We start from the raw sequence: 15539 nt of genomic DNA on the forward strand, positions 1-15539 counted from the left end.
GCACATTGACCGGTCCGCCCGCAGGCCCGCTCGCCTGACGCGCATCGCGCACGCTCCACACCTCGCATGGCAATGCCGGCCGATGTCCGGCGCCCCTCCGATCCCGAGATTCGCAAGGAATCTGCATCATGAAACTGGCCAAACGCATCACCAACACCTCACCGAAATCGTTCGGCATGTACGAGATGGCGAGCCGCCTCGACGGCGACACCACCGATCTGATCCATCTCGAAGTGGGTTTGCCGCATGCCGACACGCCGCTGCCCATCAAGCAAGCGGCGGCCGACTCGCTCATGCGCGGCGACGTGCACTACAGCGACATGCGCGGCCTGCCAGCGCTGCGCGAAGTGCTCGCCGACAAGCTGCGTCGCCAGAATCGTCTCGACGTGGGATCGAACGACGTGCTCGTCACGAATGGCTTGACGCACGGTTCGTTCGCGGCTTTTTTTGCACTGCTCGACGAGGGCGATGAAGTCATTCTCCTGTCGCCTTACTATCCGCAACACATTGGCAAGATCGAACTGGCTGGCGCACGCCCTGTCATTGTCCCGCTCGACCGTGAGAACGGCTTCGCGATCGACGCACGGACCATTGCGGCCGCTATCACGCCGCGAACGCGCATGCTTGTGCTGGTCAATCCGGCCAACCCCACCGGACGTGTCTACCGGCGCGACGAACTGGAGGCCGTGGCAAAGCTCGCCATCGCGCACGATCTTGTCGTGGTATCCGATGAAGTCTATGAAGACATCACTTACGACGGGGCACAGCACATCAGCATCGCATCGCTGCCCGACATGCAGGCGCGCACCGTGACGCTGTTTGCATTCACCAAGTCCTATGCGATGGATGGCTGGCGTATCGGGTATCTCACCGCGCCGTCCTGGTTGATGCCCGGCATCGTGAAAATAACGGCGAACGACGTGACGCACGTCAACACCTTCATCCAGGCGGGCGCACTGGAGGCCATCGCCTCGCAAGGCGCAGCGCTGCGCGACATGATTGCGCAGGACGACATCAAGCGCCGCATTATGCTTGAACGCCTCAACGCGATGCCCAACGTGCGCTGCGACCGTGTCGAAGGGACGATCTACGCGTTTGCCGATGTGCGCGCGACCGGTGTGCCCTCGCAGCAGCTCGCGGAGCAAATTCTGCGTGAAGCGCGCGTGGTGGTCGAGGCGGGAAGCTTCTACGGTGGTGAAGGCGAGGGCTTCCTGCGGCTGTGCTTCGGGTCGGCGTCGCGCGACCAGGTGGTGCAAGCGATGGATCGATTGCACGCGTTTTTCGAACGTCTTGCGCATCGCACCGCAACCAACGCCTAAGCCCAGCCATGCCGATCGGGTGGGGCGGCGCCCCGGAGCCGCCCCACCCGAATCTCGGAGCGGCATCCGCCGACGGCTTCAGAAGGTGTGGCGAATGCCGATGCGCGTCACGAATTGCGAATCGGTCGACGACGCCGAGATGACAGGGGCGAGGTTGGCGTATCGGGCGTCACCTGCGGCTTTTTGCCAGACGGCCATGACATAGAGGTCTGTGTGAACCGACAGCAAGTAATCGAGAATGGCATTGACCTCGTGGTACCGAGGTTGTGCGCCTGTCGCCGCCACCTTGCCAAAGGTGTAGTTGTAGCCGCCGCCGAGCAGCAGGGCCGGCGTGAGTTGGTAACTGCCGTCGATTTCCGCCACGTGGAAGGTGACCTTGCCGCCAATGCCGGCGCCCACCGACGGATCGAGATCCTTGAACTGCGTGTTGGTGTACTCCAGCGCCACGGCCGCCTTGCCGAAGCGATAGCGTCCGCCCGCACCGAAGACCTGATACGTGCCCGCAGCAATCCCGTAGTTGCCGTCGACGGTATTGGCGGGCGTCCATACGCCCTCGGGCACGGCGGTGTAAGGGTTCTTGACGCGCAGGTAGGCCACCGCGAACGACACCGGGCCATTGTCGTATTTCACGCCGCCGGTCACGACGCTGTTGCGCTGGAAATCGCCGGCCGTGTTGCCGAAGCCGAACAGTCCGCCGAACTGAAGACCGCTGTAGGAGATGCTCTGGTACTTGACCGAGTTGCTGATGCGGAAATCGATGCCGGTGTTATCGACATCGCCGGCATGCGGGAACAAAATCCCCCATTGCCCAACGGATACGAGCGGCCCCAGATAGTCCGCCACAAAGTCATTCTGTCGGCCAATGGTGATCGTGCCGTACACCGGGTTCGTCAATCCCACATAAGCGGCCCGGCCAAACATCCGACCGCCTTGCAGCAGCGTGCCGCGCATGATGTCGAATCCATTTTCTAACCGGAAGATCGCCTTGGTTCCGCCGCCGAGATCCTCCGCACCGGTCACGCCCCAGCGGCTGCCCTGGATGATGCCGCTCACGGCCTGGGTCGACGACGCCCCACCCTGATTGTTGGCAAAATCGATACCCGCATCGAGAATGCCATACAGCGTTACGCTGCTTTGCGCATGAGCGATCTGGCCGATCGACGCAAGCACGAGGGCCGCCAGCAAGGACTTTTTCATTGGATGCCACCTTTTACGATGAGGAAAGTGCTATGGGCTCGCCCGGCGTCCGGGCGTGAGGAATTCGTCCAGGTACCGAGCGCCGGTGCTGGACGAGCAAAAAAGCGTATTCGGCGACGCCGGCTCAGGCAGCCGGCAAGACCTTGCCTGGATTCAGAATGCCGTGCGGGTCGAGCGCCGCTTTCACCGCTCGCATAGCCGCCAACTCGGCCGGGCTTCGGGTGTAGCCGAGCACATTGCGCTTCTTGGCGCCAATGCCGTGTTCGGCGGACACCGAGCCGCGATACTCCCGCACGATGCCGTAGACGAGTGATTCGACGGCGTCGACGGTGGCCGCGTCGGCGCCGGGCACCTGCACGATCAGGTGCAGATTGCCGTCACCCAGATGGCCATAGGTCAGCACGGTACTCTCGGGCCATCGGGCGCGTAACGCTGCGTCGGTTTGCTGCGCGGCACGTCCGATGTCGGCGATCGCAAAGCTCACATCGAACGCGATGAGATCGGGCATCAGAATCGGAAATTCGGCAGTCGCGTCGCGCACGTGCCAGAATGACGCCGCATCGGACTGGGATTGCGCGAGCGAAGCATTCTCGATCACGCCCGACTCGAACATCTCCCCGAGAAAATTCTCGAACGCCTGCTGGTGTTGCGGGCCATCGGCGCCCGCCGACTCCATCAGCACGTAGAACTGATGCTGGGTGTCGAGCGGCGAGCGCAGGGCCGGCACGTTGGCGAACATATAGCCGGTGAAACTGGGCCACATGACTTCGAAGGCCGACACCCCGGTGGGCAGGCATTGCTGCGCCCGCCTGAGCAGGCGCGTCACGCTGTCGTAGTCCGCCAGCCCGCACCAGGCGGTCGCCACCCCGGCCGCCTGCGCGTGCAGCCGGAGTACCGCGCGTGTGATGATGCCCAGCGTGCCCTCACTGCCGATCATCAAGTGGCGCAGGTCGTAGCCGGCGTTGTTCTTGACCATCTTGTGCGTGCCGTCGAGCACGCTGCCGTCGGCCAGCACGACCTCGATGCCCAGCACCTGATCGCGTGCCATCCCATATTTGATGACGCGGTTGCCGCCGGCGTTGGTCGCGAGATTGCCGCCAATCGTACAACTGCCGCGGGCCCCGAGATCAAGCGCAAACATGAAGCCCGCCGCGGTCGCCGCCTCCTGCACGGCCTCCAGCGTCGCGCCCGTCTGCACGGTGACCGTCGCCGAGATGTCGTCGATGGCTTCGATCTCCCGCATGCGCTCCAGGCTCAAGGCGATGTCGTTCGCTCCGGTACACGCGCCGCCGGCCAGTCCCGTCAACCCGCCCTGCACCACCAACGGCTGGCGAAAGCGGTGGCAGATGGCCAGTGCACGCGAGACATCGGCGGTCGTACGCGGACGCAAAAGCGCAAGCGGAGCTTCGCCGGGCAGGCCGCTCCAGTCGGCTGAACGACGCTCGGCAATTTGCGCGTGCAAACTGACGATGTCGTCACCGAGTTCGGCAAGCAGAACAGACAGTACGTCGGGATACGACATTGGAAGACTCCTTCGGTCGACGGGATCCACGGATGTTCAACGGCCGACAGACGATCGGGAGCGCAAGGCCGATTTGTCGGACAGCAACGCCAGCAACACCACGGCGAGCAGCGACACGGCGGCGAACAGGTACATGGCATCGTCCATGCGGTGGGTCAGCGTCCTGATCCAGCCGACGATGTATGGCGAGAAGAAGCCCGGCACGTTGCCGAGCGACGTGATGAAGGCGATCGCCAGGGCGGCAGCCTTACCTTGGTAGCTTGCGGTCGGCAGGTTCCAGAACACGGGCAACGACGCCATCAGGCCGAACATCGCCAGACTGAGTACCAGCATCGACAGCGGCACGCTGTGAGCGACCGACGGACTCGCCGCCCAGCCAATCGCCGCGAATAGCGACAACCACATCAGCACCGGACGCGTATTCTGGCGGCGATCGACAAACGCCGCGACGAGACACATGGCCACCATCGCCACTGCCCATGGAATGGCGGATAACAGGCCGATGGACAAGGGATCCGTCACGCCGGACGACTTGATGATCGTCGGCAGCCAGAATACGAAGCCGAAGAAGGACATGCCGTAGCATCCGTAAATGCCCGAGAGAATCCACACCCTCGCGGCGCGCAGCACACGCCCGGCCGGCGCATCGTCGACACCCACGCGTTCGGCGCTCAGCAGCGAGGCAAGCTGGCGCTTCTCGGCCGCGTCGAGGAACGTGGCGCGCTCCGGAGACGGCGGCAAATAGAACAGCGTGATCACGCCGAGTACGACCGAAGGCACCCCTTCGATCAGGAACAGCCATTGCCAGCCGGCAATGCCGTGCAGGTTGACCAGGCTATGCAGGATGGCCCCCGACACCGGCCCGACAACCACGCCCGCGACGGCGATCGCCGTCATGAAGATGGCCGTCATGCGGGTACGGTATTCGCGCGTGAACCAGTCGGTCAGGTAGTAGATCACGCCGGGAAAGAAGCCGGCTTCCGCCACGCCGAGCAGAAAGCGCATCACATAAAACTGCGTCGGTGTCTGCACGAACATCATGCCCGCCGAGATGAGGCCCCAACTGATCATGATGCGGGCGATCCAGCGATGCGCACCGAACCGCTTGAGCAAGAGATTGCTGGGTACCTCGAAGAGCACGTAGCCGATGAAGAAGATGCCGGCCCCCAAGCCGTAGACCGTCTCGGAGAAACCCAGTTGATCGAGCATCTCGAGCTTGGCGAAGGCCACGTTCATCCGGTCGACCTGGGCCACCAGGTAGCAAATGAACAGGAACGGCATCAGCCGCCACGCAATCTTGCGAAACAACGCCGTCCCTGCCGCTTGCGTGGGGAGGGTGAACGCGCCTGCGACATCGTCTTTGGAAACCATGCTTGCCTCTCGGGTCTGGTTGCGGGGTACCGCAAGGTATTGCGCACAATGACGGCGATCCTGCCGCCTGACAGCCCAACGGCCGCCGCTACGACTTCGCGACCGCGCACGCCTGCGCGAAGCTTTGCTTGAGCAATTCGATGTCGTTTGCCGCAACGGCCATGTGATAGCCGTTGGCGAACGCCTGACGGGCCGCCCGGGCATCGTTCGTGAAAATGCCGCAAGGTATGCCCCGTTTGCGCGCGGCCGCGAGAATGCGCGCGCAATCGCGGCCGATGACGTCGGCATCGGCGGTGCCTCGCGACAGCGACAGGTCTCCCGTGCCGATAAACAGGAAGTCGACACCCGGCACGGCCGCGATCGCCTCGACCTCGTTGACCCCTTGCACGGTCTCGACCAGCATGCCCACGGCCACCTGACGATCCGCCTCGAACATGGCGTCGATGCCTGCCAGCAAAGGCCTCACGCCACCGGCCGAGCGAGTCCCGACAGGCGGATAGCGGCTAGCTGAAACGGCGCGCCGTGCATCGTCGGCGGTCTCGATCAGCGGCACCAGCACGGCCGATGCGCCCGCATCAAGGGCCTGGGCAATGGCAGGGTGCGAATTGTCGGCGCAACGCGCGATCACCGGCAAGCGGGCGCCGATGGCCGACATTGCGGCCTCGAGCGTCCCGCGTTCCCACAGGCCATGCTGCAAGTCGAGAACGATCGCACCGGGGCCCGCATGCGCCGCAAATTCGGCCATCGGCGCACTGCCCATCGCGAGCCACACGAGATCGATCGGCCCGTGTCGCTGCAACAGCGGCTTGAGTGAGGAAAACAGCATGTCGAGACTCCTGATAGGTCGTTGCGCCGCCGGGTGCGAGTGGCACCCATATTTCTGAATTCAGAATCTAATTTTTTGTGAGATTAGAAACGAAAAAAAAGAATGTCAAACCTAAAATATCTAAACGTGAAACTCATCGGGTAAACGCCAGGAGCCAATATCGGCAGGCGATACAAGCCGAGGGTTAACGTTAGTGCGCGATCGATTTGACACGCTTGACAAGCCACTCACGCAAATCATAATCTGGATTCAGAATGCTGTTTTTCGATCAAGCAATCCATCCTCATGACAGGAGTTGCGATGGAAGTGGCACTTTTCCTGACGTTTCGCACGCCGCCATGTGCAGGCCCAGCCCCGCTCGACGAGGTGGCAGTCCGGTTGAATAACGTCGACGGCCTGCGCCGCGCGTTGATGCATACACCGTCGTCGGCAAACGATCCGTATTTGAAGGACGAAGATGCACCGCCGTTGGCCTTGCAGCTGTATTTCGACAACCTCGCCGCCCTGGAGGCAGCCGCGGCACCTGACGGCGCGTTGCAAACGTTGGCCGAGCGGCGAGCATTCCCCTGGATACGCGACGCGCATCTGTCGCAGCAGGCCATGGTGGTGCGACGATTTCCGGTGGCCGCGCCTGCCGATGCAAGCCGCAGCACGCCGCATTGCACTTATCTCGTCGCCTACGAGGGCACTCCCCGCGACTACAGCGCCTGGCTGGGGCATTACCTCACCTCGCATATCCCGCTCATGCAGCGCATGCCCGGCATTCGCGAGTTGGAGGTGTACACGTGTCTCGACTGGATCAGCGCCCTGCCCGCCCAGCGAGATAACGCGGTTCAGCGCAACAAGGTCGTGTTCGACGACAACGGCGCGCTGAGCGCCGCACTTCAATCCCCGATCCGTCACGAAATGCGTCGCGACTTCGAGGCGTCGCCACCGTTCGACGGCCATAACGTCCATTTCCCGATGACAAGCCATACCGTGCCGCTGAACTCGGCCCGCCCCCATTCGCCCGAGGTAAATTCATGAGCAGCCCCAAGTTGAACCCAATGCGCGGCCCCAGCGCGTTCAAGGTCGGCGTCTTTTCCGCCAACGCCGATGGCGGACTGGCCTTTACGAAGGTCCCGGAGCGCTGGACCGCGCAATGGGACGACGTCCAGCGCGCCGCCATCATTGCCGATCGCGGCGGCCTCGATTTTTTCCTGCCGATCGCGCGGTGGAAGGGATTTGGCGGCCAGACTCATGCGCGCGAGTGGTCGTTCGAAACCTTCACGTTCGCAGCCGGACTGGCCGGCGTGACCGAGCGCATTGCCTTGTTCATGACGGTGCATGTGCCACTGGTGCATCCGATTTATGCCGCGAAAGCGCTTGCCACCGTCGATCACATCAGTCACGGACGTGCGGGCCTGAACATCGTTTGCGGGTGGAACCCCGACGAGTTCGCCATGTTCGGCCAGAAGCTCAGTGAAGCGCCGTACGTTCAGGCCGGCGAGTGGACCGAGATTCTCACGCAGCTTTACGGCGCCACCGAGCCGATCGACTTCGAAGGCCAGTTCTATCAGCTGCGACAAGCCATCTCCAAACCCGCTGCCTTGCAAAACCCGCGCCCGGTCACCATGAATGCCGCATTCGGGCCGCCCGGGCGCGACTTTGCCGCCCAGTACTGCGACTACCTGTTCACGACATTCACCGATATCGACGTGGGCCGGCAGCACATCGCCGACGTACAGGCGCGAGGCCGCAAGGCGGGACGTGACCTGGGCGTGTACACCGTCGCTCACGTCGTTTGCCGCGAAACTGAAGCCGAAGCCCGCCAGTTCTACGACTACTACGCATTGCACAATGCCGACGACGCCGCGCTCGATCATCACATGAAGCAGAAGCAGCAATTCTCGAAGAGCCACGAAGACGATGCCTACCGTTTGTACCGGCAGCGCTTCGCCGCCGGCACCGGCAGCTATCCCCTCGTTGGCACCCCCGAACAGATCGTGGCGGAGATGGTGCGCATGCACGAGGCGGGATTCGGCGGTGCCGCGCTCACCTTTGTCAACTATGCGGAAGAACTTCCCTTCTTTTGCGAACGCGTCGTGCCGCTCATGCGCGAAGCGGGTCTGCGGGTGACGTGAGGACGCGCCATGACCCTGCCTCCCTACCTTCCCAGCGCAGCCACGCCGGCCGACTTTCGCCAGGGCATGCGCCGCCTGGCCGGCGCCGTGACCGTCATCGCCGCACGCCTGGCCGACGGGTCGCGCCTCGGTATCGCAGCCACCGCGGTGTGCTCGGTCAGCGCCGAGCCCGCAGCGCTGTTGGCATGTGTAAATCAATCGACGTCACTCGGCCGCGTCATCGCAGCGGGATTGCCGTTTACCGTCAACGTGCTGGGCGCCAAGCATGAGGAGTTGGCACGCGCCTTCGGTGGCATGCTGAACATGGACCAGACCGAGCGTTTCCGTCTCGGCGACTGGTGCGACGCCACCAACGGCGCGCCGATGCTCGCCGACGCCCTTGTCTCGTTCGCCTGCCATGTATCGCGGACGATCGTGTTCGCCAGCCATGTCATCGTTATCGGCGAAGTGGCGCAAGTGGCATTGCACGACGCCGCGCCGCTGCCGGGCAATCTCGTGTATCACGACGGCAGCTTCCGACGTATCGACAGCATGTAGAATGCCCGACGAGATAATGAATTCAGAATGCCTCTACCACGGAAGCCGCCACCATGGCCGATGACCATGCAAAAGTCGTAAAGCTACCGCGCCGGACAGCGCTAAAGCAGACCACGTTGAGCGAGACCGTCTATCAGGAGATTCGCGCGCGATTGCAACGCGGGGAAGTCGGTCCGAACGACCGGATCCTGGATTACGAGGTGGCCGACGAATTCGGCTGCACCCGCATGCCGGTGCGCCAGGCGCTGCTGCGTCTGGTGAGCGACGGCTATCTCGTCGGCACGACGCGCGGGTTTGTGGTGCCCACGCTGACCAGCGACGATGTCCACGAGCTTTTCGAGCTTCGTCGCTTGCTGGAGCCGAGCGCGGCAGCCGGCACGGTAGCCACGCTTGGCGACGATGAAGACGCGGCGCTCAAGCGCGCCTATCAAAAAGCGCGCAAGGCCTTCGAGAAGCACGACACGGTCGCCATGATCAACGCCAACGTGGAGTTTCGCGAGGTGTGGCTGGGCGCCGTACCGAATGCCCGGTTGCAGAACACCATCCGGCGTTTTGCGGATCACGCACAACAGGTGCGTCTGGCAACCCTGGATAACCGAAACACGCAAAAGATGGTGATCGAGGGCATGCGCGCCTTGCTCGAGGGTTTCCTTGAGCGTGATCCGCGGCAGATCAAGACAGCCATGCTGGAATTTACGGTAGCGGCGGAGCAGCAATACTTCGCGCAGCTCAACGGGCAGGACTGACCTGCCCAACGTGCGCCGCGCCGCCTGTCAGGTCTCGATCAACGCCAGCACGCGACACGGGCTGCCGGAGCCCCGGCGGATTTTCAGCGGTGGCGTGATCAGCAGTGCTCCGGTCGGTGGAAGCTTGTCGAGGTTCACCAGGCTCGCAAGACCGAACTTGTTGTTGCCGTGCATGTTGGCGTGACACGGGAACGGTTGCGAGAAAGCGTAAGCCTGTCCGGCATCGGTGCCGACGCCTTCGGTTCCCCAGCCCATCACGCCGCGCTCCCTGGCCAGGAAGTTCGGCAAGTCGGGGTGGCCGCCCGGCGTGTGACCACCGTCCTCCTTCATGTTCAGGAACGCCTCCGGGTCGGTACGCAGCGACCAATCCGTGCGCATCAACACCCACGCGCCGGCGGGAATGCGGCCGTGCTGCGCCTCCCACTGCTCGACCCGATTGATCGTAAGCAAGTAATCCGGATTCTCACGCGTCTCTGCCGACACATCGATGACGCAGGCCGGCGCCACGAGCTTCTGCACGTCGATCGTCTCAGTCGTGTTGTTCGGGAAGTCCTTCCCGGTAATCCAGTGAATCGGCGCATCGAAATGCGTGCCCGTGTGCTCGCCGCAGGAAATATTGTTCCAGTACCAGCCCGGACCGCGCTCATCGAAGTTGGAAATTTCGTCCAACCGGAACGGCGCGCTCTGCCCGTATTGAGGCGGGAGGGGGATGATGGGCGTGCGCGCGTGCAGCGTCTGACTTAGGTCAATCACGCGGACGGTGCCGCTTTGCAGCGCTTGTGCCAGGGCCTTGAGCATGGAATTCTCCGTAACGTCTATCGGTCAATCGTGGCAATCATCGGGCGACGGCCGCACGCGGCACGTCATGGGACGGGACAGCACGCCCGGCAGTTTGCGTGTCGGCGCGCCACTGTCCGAGCAAATTCGTCAGTTGCTTTCCGGTGTCATCGGACAACGCGGCCTCGCAGGCTTCGCGCACTCGCATGGCCGCATCGCGGGTGTGCCGCAATGCCGGCATGGCCTGCATGATCGCCTCGAAGTTGCGCATGCCACGCGCATGCGTGTCACCGTAACCTTTCACCAGGCGCTGACACTTCGCCACCTCCACGGCCAGTGCATAGTCGGCGGGCGCGATATCCACAACGTTCGCCAGCCATGCTTGCCACGCGGCCATCTCTCGACGATGGCGCAAGGCGCGACGCCGCAGGCTTCGCATCGAGGCGACTGCATACAACTGCAAGAATCCCCGCAGCGACGATGTCCGCACGATCCTCCCGTGCTGCGTGTATCGCTCGACGAGACGGCGTGCCAAGCCGGGCTTCATCAACCAGCGGCCGATGCCAGCCGGCAGCGTGTCCGCGATTTCGTCCACGCGCGGATGAAGGAACTCGTTGATGTGCAACAACTGATCCGGCGCCGCCTTCACTTCCTTCGCAACCCGTGCAAAGCGGCCACTGCGAATCTTCAAATCGGCGACCCGCACGGTGTCCTCGTATGACATCCACAGCGCCAGATGGCGCGCCGTTTCATCGAGCAGTGCCCAGGCCGGCGCGCGGTCACCCCTGTCGAGCTGGCGCACCGGCACGAGCGCGTCGAGGTATTCGTCACCGTAGGCCACATCCTGATAGTCGGCCAGTCGTCGCACGCCAGCGTGCAGGACCGGCCAGACCTCGGCCGGAAACGTTTCATGAATGCGCGCTTCCAGCCGGGCCAGACGGGCATCAGGCGAAAACGCCTTGTGTTCATCACCCGTATCGGGCTGCGCCGATGTCCCCGGCACGGCGGGAGACGCCGCGCCGGCAGCCTCGAAGCCTGCGGCGAACGCCTTCAAACTGGGCTTCACGCCGACGCCGCCTCGCTCAATGGCCGCTTCGAACGCTTCGCGCGAAAATGGCAGCACTTGAGCGCCGGCCAGCGCGCCGAAGAGAACCGCGCTCATGACACTGCCGGCACGCTCGGCAAGGGCGGCAAAGTCGGCGGCGATGAAGCGTTTGGCCGCGCCCCGCCCGGCGTCCAGCAGTCGCGTGGAATCGACTCGGCCGTCGCCCATCGCGGTCTTCTCCGTCATCGAATACACGCGATGCGTCGAGGTCAGCAGCGTGGTGCGGTCGGGCGTGACGATGCCGCGCTGCACGGCGCGCCCGGCCTCCATCAGTTCGGAACAAAGCACGATGTCGACGTCGCCCGCCACCGGCGCCAGCGCAAGAATCGGCTCGGGAGCACCGTCGATCAGCGGCACCGGATAGAACTCGACGTAGTAAATCGTGGCGCCCGTGCGCTGCGCGACGCCCGGCACAGACGTGGTCTGTGCGCGAAATCCGGCGTGTTCGGCCAAATCGACGATCCAGTCGGCGAGCACCCCGCCGCCCTCGCCGCCCATGGCGAGAATGGCGATACTGATCGGTTTGACAGGGTTATGCGACATACGCGACCTCCCGGGCTTTCACTCGACGTTGCAGTGCCGCGATGACCCGGTCAGTCAAGCGTTTCGAGACACGCTCCCACCACCCGGCGTTGCTGACGAGTTCGGCGCGGTAGAACGACGGGCACAGCACGGCGGCGTGAGACACCTCGCCGCACAGCCCGCAGCCCACACAGCTGTCGAGCACGGACGCCACCGGATCGCGGCGCAGCGGGTCGGGATTCTCCTTGACGGTGAGCGAAGGACAGCCCGACAAACGAATGCACGAATGGTCTCCAGTACAGGTGTCCGAATCAACGCCGAATCGCTCGCGCACAACGCGCCGGCCCTCATCGGCCATGCGCTTCATGAGCGGCTTGATTCGGCGCTGCTTGTTCAGCATGCATTCCGACTGCGCGATGATCACCTTCGGCCCCTTCTCCTTGGTGGTGAGCGCCTCGCGAAGCGTATCGCGCATCCGGGCCACGCTATAGGTATGCGTCGTCGTCCTGACCCACTTCACCCCCACGCCCCGCACGGCCGCCTCGATCGGATTGCGCGTTGCGCGAATCTTGTTCTCCGCCTTCGACGACATGATGTCCTGCCCGCCGGTGGCCGCAGAATACCCGTTGTCGACGATCACCAGCACGTTGTCGCTCTTGTTGAACACAGCATTGCCTACGCCGCTGGTCAGCCCGTTATGCCAGAAGCCGCCGTCACCCATCATGCTGATCGTGCGCCGGTCGGTTTCCGATGTATTGAACGCCGCCGCACCGGCCCAGCCCAAACCGTACCCCATCGTCGTCGCGCCCAGGTTGAATGGCGGGAGAATCGAGAACAGATGGCAGCCGATATCGCAACTCACATGGTGAGCGCCCAACTCGCGCTCGACCAGCTTCATCGCGGTGAAGATCGGACGCTCGGGACATCCCGTGCAGAACGACGGCGGTCTGGCATGGACGTCCGGCATGGCTTGCGCGGTGGACACCACCGGCGGCAGGATATCCGGGCCGGTCATGGCCAACGCCGCGCCCGTGGCAACGCCGGCGGTGACGACGGGCACCTCCACCGGCTTGCGCGTGGCAACCGTCGCGCGTACGCCTTCGGGCAATGCGGTGTCGTCTGCCAGTGACGGCGTATAGCGTCCAAGGAATTTGAGCAGACCTTTGATCAGCACGTTCGGCGTGTAGTCGCCCGAGCGCGGCAACATGTCCTTGCCGTGTACGCGCGCCGGCAAATCGGCGCGGCGCAAGACCGTGTTGAGCGACTGTTCGATAAATTCCGGCTGTCCTTCCTCGACCATCAACACGGCACGTTTGCCGGCGCAAAACTCACGGACCTCGTCGTCGATCATCGGATAGGCGACGTTCATAACATAGATCGGTAGATCGGATTGTCCATTGATGTCGGCAAGTCCGAGCAGGGTCAGCGCGCGCATCAGCGTGTTGTAGAGGCCCCCCTGCACGATAATGCCGACATCGTGTGAGCTGTCCGCGCCGAAATACTCGTTGAGCTGATGGCGACGGATGAAGTCGACGGCCGCGGGCCAGCGCGTCTCGACCTTCTCACGCTCATGCTCGAAACTCGCCGGCGGCAACACAATGCGGCCGACATCGCGCACCGGGTTCTCGATGGCGTCCTTGAGCGAGAAGGATGGGCGCACATTCGGCCGCGTGGTGAAGCGACCGTGCACATGACAGGCGCGAATGCGCAACTGCAGCATGACGGGTGTGTGGCTGGCCTCGGACAACTCAAAGCCTTTCTCGACGGCATCGACGATGGACGGCAGGTTCGGCCGCGGATCGAGCAACCACATCTGCGACTTCATGGCGAAGGCATGCGAGCGCTCCTGCATGATGCTCGATCCCTCGCCGTAATCCTCGCCAACGATCACGAGTGCACCGCCCGTCACACCGCCCGAGGCGAGGTTCGCCAGCGCGTCGGACGCCACATTCGTCCCAACGGTGGCCTTGAATGTCACAGCGCCGCGCAACGGGTAATTGACCGATGCGGCCAGCGTAGCCGCGGCCGTTGCCTCGCTCGCGCTGCTTTCGAAATGTACCCCGAGTTCTTCGAGGATCTCGTTGGCATCGGACAACACGTCCATCAGATGAGAGATTGGCGCGCCCTGATAGCCGGCCACATAGGACACACCCGACTGGAGCAACGCCTTCGTCACGGCCAGGATGCCTTCGCCACTAAAAACCTCGCCGGCCGGCATGCGCAGCTTCTGCACCTCTTTTTTGAACGACTTCTCGGCCATGATTTACCTGCTCTGGTTCACGTTCGGTGAGCAACGATGCAATGTGCAACATCGCGTGGGGGGGGGGGCGACGACGCTGTCGGGCTTCGTCAACCGTCTGGCGCGACGTGTCAACGAGACGCCCTTCGGCAAGGAGTCATGCGAACGAGTCTAGGTTTAGGTAATATATCCGTCAAATTAATCAATATTATCTTCGTCATAAACATGACTGATTTTAATCGGATCGACCTGAATCTCTTGCGGGTATTCCAGACGATTCTTGAGGAGCGCAGCCTGACGCGTGCCGGTCAGCGGCTTGGCTTGACGCAGCCGGCGATCAGTTACGCCCTCGGACGGCTGCGAATGCTGTTCGACGATCCGTTGTTCGCCCGCTCGCCCAATGGCATGGTGCCAACACCGACGGCCGAACAACTGTCGATACCGATCGGACGCGCCATTGCATCGATTCGCGAGGCATTGCGCCATGGCGAGCGGTTCGATCCGGCGACGAGTATTCGAGCATTCCGAATGTCGATGTCGGACATCGGCGAGCAGGTTTTCCTGCCGCCGCTATGCGCTGGCTTACAGAAAATTGCCCCCCACGTCAGGCTTGAGGTTTCGCAAGTCCCTGTCGTCGATGCCGCGGAGCATTTGCGCCTGGGCCAGCTCGATTTCGCGATCGGCAACCTGCCGGCGTTGAAGGCCGCAACGCAGCACCGCCTACTGTTCCATGAGGCCTATGTGTGTATTACGCGAAAACGCGACGGCCTTCCGGCGCACCGACTGTCACGCGAGAAATTTCTGGCGATGACGCACGTCGCCGTTGCGTCAAGCGAAAGCAGTCACCGCATGATCGACGACTCGTTGCGTGCGGCCGGCCTGCACCGTCGTATCGGGTTGCGCGTGCCGCACTTCACCGTTATCCCGCAGATTTTGCAGCGCACCGACTGGATGGTCACGCTGCCTCGCCGCGTGGCTCTCCTGTTCAATGAGTCGAAGCAGTTCGCGATCTACTCGCTCCCGGTGGCAATTCCGGAGGTTGAAGTCACGATCCACTGGCACGAAACGTTCGATAGCGATGAAGGCAATCGTTGGCTGCGTGAATTCATTTTTACGACGCTTAGGGAAGACTGACCGGCCTCGGCTTTGGTCTGGACGGCTTGTAGCCTGAGTACGAGGAAAAAATCGTGGGGCGAACAACAATCTCAAGATTGGGGGCATGCAGGAGATCAGCGTAAACGTTAGGGCCGGAGCG

Annotated in this window: 14 protein-coding genes; 7 read left to right on the forward strand and 7 right to left on the reverse strand. The window is 63.0% G+C overall.

Going from position 1 to position 15539, the window contains the following annotated elements; genetic code table 11:
- Positions 1 to 128: 128 nt before the first annotated feature.
- Complete coding sequence (locus PCE31106_RS14500) at positions 129 to 1319, forward strand: pyridoxal phosphate-dependent aminotransferase (protein WP_217425911.1); 1191 nt, start codon at positions 129 to 131, stop codon at positions 1317 to 1319.
- 78 nt (positions 1320 to 1397) lie between these two features.
- On the opposite strand, the gene PCE31106_RS14505 is transcribed toward PCE31106_RS14500, so the two are convergent.
- The 4 genes from PCE31106_RS14505 to PCE31106_RS14520 form a co-directional block, all read right to left on the reverse strand.
- Positions 1398 to 2516, reverse strand: coding sequence for a porin (locus tag PCE31106_RS14505; RefSeq protein ID WP_150563725.1), 1119 nt, complete (start codon positions 2514 to 2516; stop codon positions 1398 to 1400).
- 124 nt (positions 2517 to 2640) lie between these two features.
- On the reverse strand, positions 2641 to 4038 hold the full coding sequence (locus PCE31106_RS14510; protein WP_150563726.1) for an FAD-binding oxidoreductase: 1398 nt from the start codon (positions 4036 to 4038) through the stop codon (positions 2641 to 2643).
- A gap of 36 nt (positions 4039 to 4074) precedes the next feature.
- Positions 4075 to 5409, reverse strand: coding sequence for an MFS transporter (locus PCE31106_RS14515; protein WP_150563727.1), 1335 nt, complete (start codon positions 5407 to 5409; stop codon positions 4075 to 4077).
- Between the two features lie 88 nt (positions 5410 to 5497).
- Positions 5498 to 6235: an HpcH/HpaI aldolase family protein gene (locus tag PCE31106_RS14520; protein ID WP_150563728.1), complete on the reverse strand. Its 738-nt coding sequence runs from the start codon at positions 6233 to 6235 to the stop codon at positions 5498 to 5500.
- Between the two features lie 300 nt (positions 6236 to 6535).
- On the opposite strand from PCE31106_RS14520, the gene PCE31106_RS14525 reads away from it, so the two are divergent.
- From PCE31106_RS14525 to PCE31106_RS14540, 4 genes are all read left to right on the forward strand, one after another.
- Positions 6536 to 7261, forward strand: a complete 726-nt coding sequence (locus PCE31106_RS14525) for an EthD family reductase (protein WP_150563729.1) — start codon at positions 6536 to 6538, stop codon at positions 7259 to 7261.
- Complete coding sequence (locus PCE31106_RS14530; protein WP_150563730.1) at positions 7258 to 8358, forward strand: LLM class flavin-dependent oxidoreductase; 1101 nt, start codon at positions 7258 to 7260, stop codon at positions 8356 to 8358. Before PCE31106_RS14525 ends, PCE31106_RS14530 begins: the two co-directional genes overlap by 4 nt.
- 9 nt (positions 8359 to 8367) lie before the next feature.
- Entirely contained in the window at positions 8368 to 8895 is a 528-nt protein-coding gene (locus PCE31106_RS14535) for a flavin reductase family protein (protein WP_150563731.1), read from the forward strand.
- 116 nt (positions 8896 to 9011) lie between these two features.
- Complete coding sequence (locus PCE31106_RS14540; protein WP_174975200.1) at positions 9012 to 9641, forward strand: GntR family transcriptional regulator; 630 nt, start codon at positions 9012 to 9014, stop codon at positions 9639 to 9641.
- Between the two features lie 27 nt (positions 9642 to 9668).
- Here the strand turns inward: PCE31106_RS14540 and PCE31106_RS14545 are convergent, their stop codons facing one another.
- From PCE31106_RS14545 to PCE31106_RS14555, 3 genes are read right to left on the reverse strand one after another with little or no spacing between them, the layout of a single operon-like run.
- On the reverse strand, positions 9669 to 10439 hold the full coding sequence (locus tag PCE31106_RS14545; protein ID WP_150563733.1) for a cyclase family protein: 771 nt from the start codon (positions 10437 to 10439) through the stop codon (positions 9669 to 9671).
- 37 nt (positions 10440 to 10476) lie between these two features.
- Positions 10477 to 12066, reverse strand: coding sequence for an indolepyruvate oxidoreductase subunit beta family protein (locus PCE31106_RS14550; protein WP_150563734.1), 1590 nt, complete (start codon positions 12064 to 12066; stop codon positions 10477 to 10479).
- A complete protein-coding gene (locus PCE31106_RS14555; protein ID WP_150563735.1) occupies positions 12056 to 14305 on the reverse strand; it encodes a thiamine pyrophosphate-dependent enzyme in 2250 nt (749 codons plus the stop codon). Before PCE31106_RS14555 ends, PCE31106_RS14550 begins: the two co-directional genes overlap by 11 nt.
- On the opposite strand from PCE31106_RS14555, the gene PCE31106_RS24015 reads away from it, so the two are divergent.
- Positions 14304 to 14459, forward strand: a complete 156-nt coding sequence (locus PCE31106_RS24015) for a hypothetical protein (protein WP_174975202.1) — start codon at positions 14304 to 14306, stop codon at positions 14457 to 14459. The two genes, PCE31106_RS14555 and PCE31106_RS24015, sit on opposite strands and share 2 nt — an antisense overlap.
- 50 nt (positions 14460 to 14509) lie before the next feature.
- The gene (locus PCE31106_RS14560; RefSeq protein WP_150563823.1) at positions 14510 to 15418 is read left to right on the forward strand and encodes a LysR family transcriptional regulator; all 909 of its coding nucleotides are present in this window, start codon (positions 14510 to 14512) and stop codon (positions 15416 to 15418) included.
- Positions 15419 to 15539: the final 121 nt, after the last annotated feature.

Origin of the sequence: Pandoraea cepalis (assembly GCF_902459665.1) — a bacterium.
GTDB classification, from domain to species: Bacteria; Pseudomonadota; Gammaproteobacteria; order Burkholderiales; family Burkholderiaceae; genus Pandoraea; species Pandoraea cepalis.

What these genes read in the sequence shown, in the direction of transcription:
- PCE31106_RS14510 (WP_150563726.1), bottom strand. Translation starts at nt 4,038, where the DNA reads ATGTCGTATCCCGACGTACTGTCTGTTCTGCTTGCCGAACTCGGTGAC.
- PCE31106_RS14515 (WP_150563727.1), bottom strand. Translation starts at nt 5,409, where the DNA reads ATGGTTTCCAAAGACGATGTCGCAGGCGCGTTCACCCTCCCCACGCAA.
- PCE31106_RS14520 (WP_150563728.1), bottom strand. Translation starts at nt 6,235, where the DNA reads ATGCTGTTTTCCTCACTCAAGCCGCTGTTGCAGCGACACGGGCCGATC.
- PCE31106_RS14525 (WP_150563729.1), top strand. Translation starts at nt 6,536, where the DNA reads ATGGAAGTGGCACTTTTCCTGACGTTTCGCACGCCGCCATGTGCAGGC.
- PCE31106_RS14555 (WP_150563735.1), bottom strand. Translation starts at nt 14,305, where the DNA reads ATGGCCGAGAAGTCGTTCAAAAAAGAGGTGCAGAAGCTGCGCATGCCG.
- PCE31106_RS14560 (WP_150563823.1), top strand. Translation starts at nt 14,510, where the DNA reads ATGACTGATTTTAATCGGATCGACCTGAATCTCTTGCGGGTATTCCAG.
- PCE31106_RS14545 (WP_150563733.1), bottom strand. Translation starts at nt 10,439, where the DNA reads ATGCTCAAGGCCCTGGCACAAGCGCTGCAAAGCGGCACCGTCCGCGTG.
- PCE31106_RS14500 (WP_217425911.1), top strand. Translation starts at nt 129, where the DNA reads ATGAAACTGGCCAAACGCATCACCAACACCTCACCGAAATCGTTCGGC.
- PCE31106_RS14505 (WP_150563725.1), bottom strand. Translation starts at nt 2,516, where the DNA reads ATGAAAAAGTCCTTGCTGGCGGCCCTCGTGCTTGCGTCGATCGGCCAG.
- PCE31106_RS14550 (WP_150563734.1), bottom strand. Translation starts at nt 12,066, where the DNA reads ATGTCGCATAACCCTGTCAAACCGATCAGTATCGCCATTCTCGCCATG.
- PCE31106_RS24015 (WP_174975202.1), top strand. Translation starts at nt 14,304, where the DNA reads ATGATTTACCTGCTCTGGTTCACGTTCGGTGAGCAACGATGCAATGTG.
- PCE31106_RS14535 (WP_150563731.1), top strand. Translation starts at nt 8,368, where the DNA reads ATGACCCTGCCTCCCTACCTTCCCAGCGCAGCCACGCCGGCCGACTTT.
- PCE31106_RS14530 (WP_150563730.1), top strand. Translation starts at nt 7,258, where the DNA reads ATGAGCAGCCCCAAGTTGAACCCAATGCGCGGCCCCAGCGCGTTCAAG.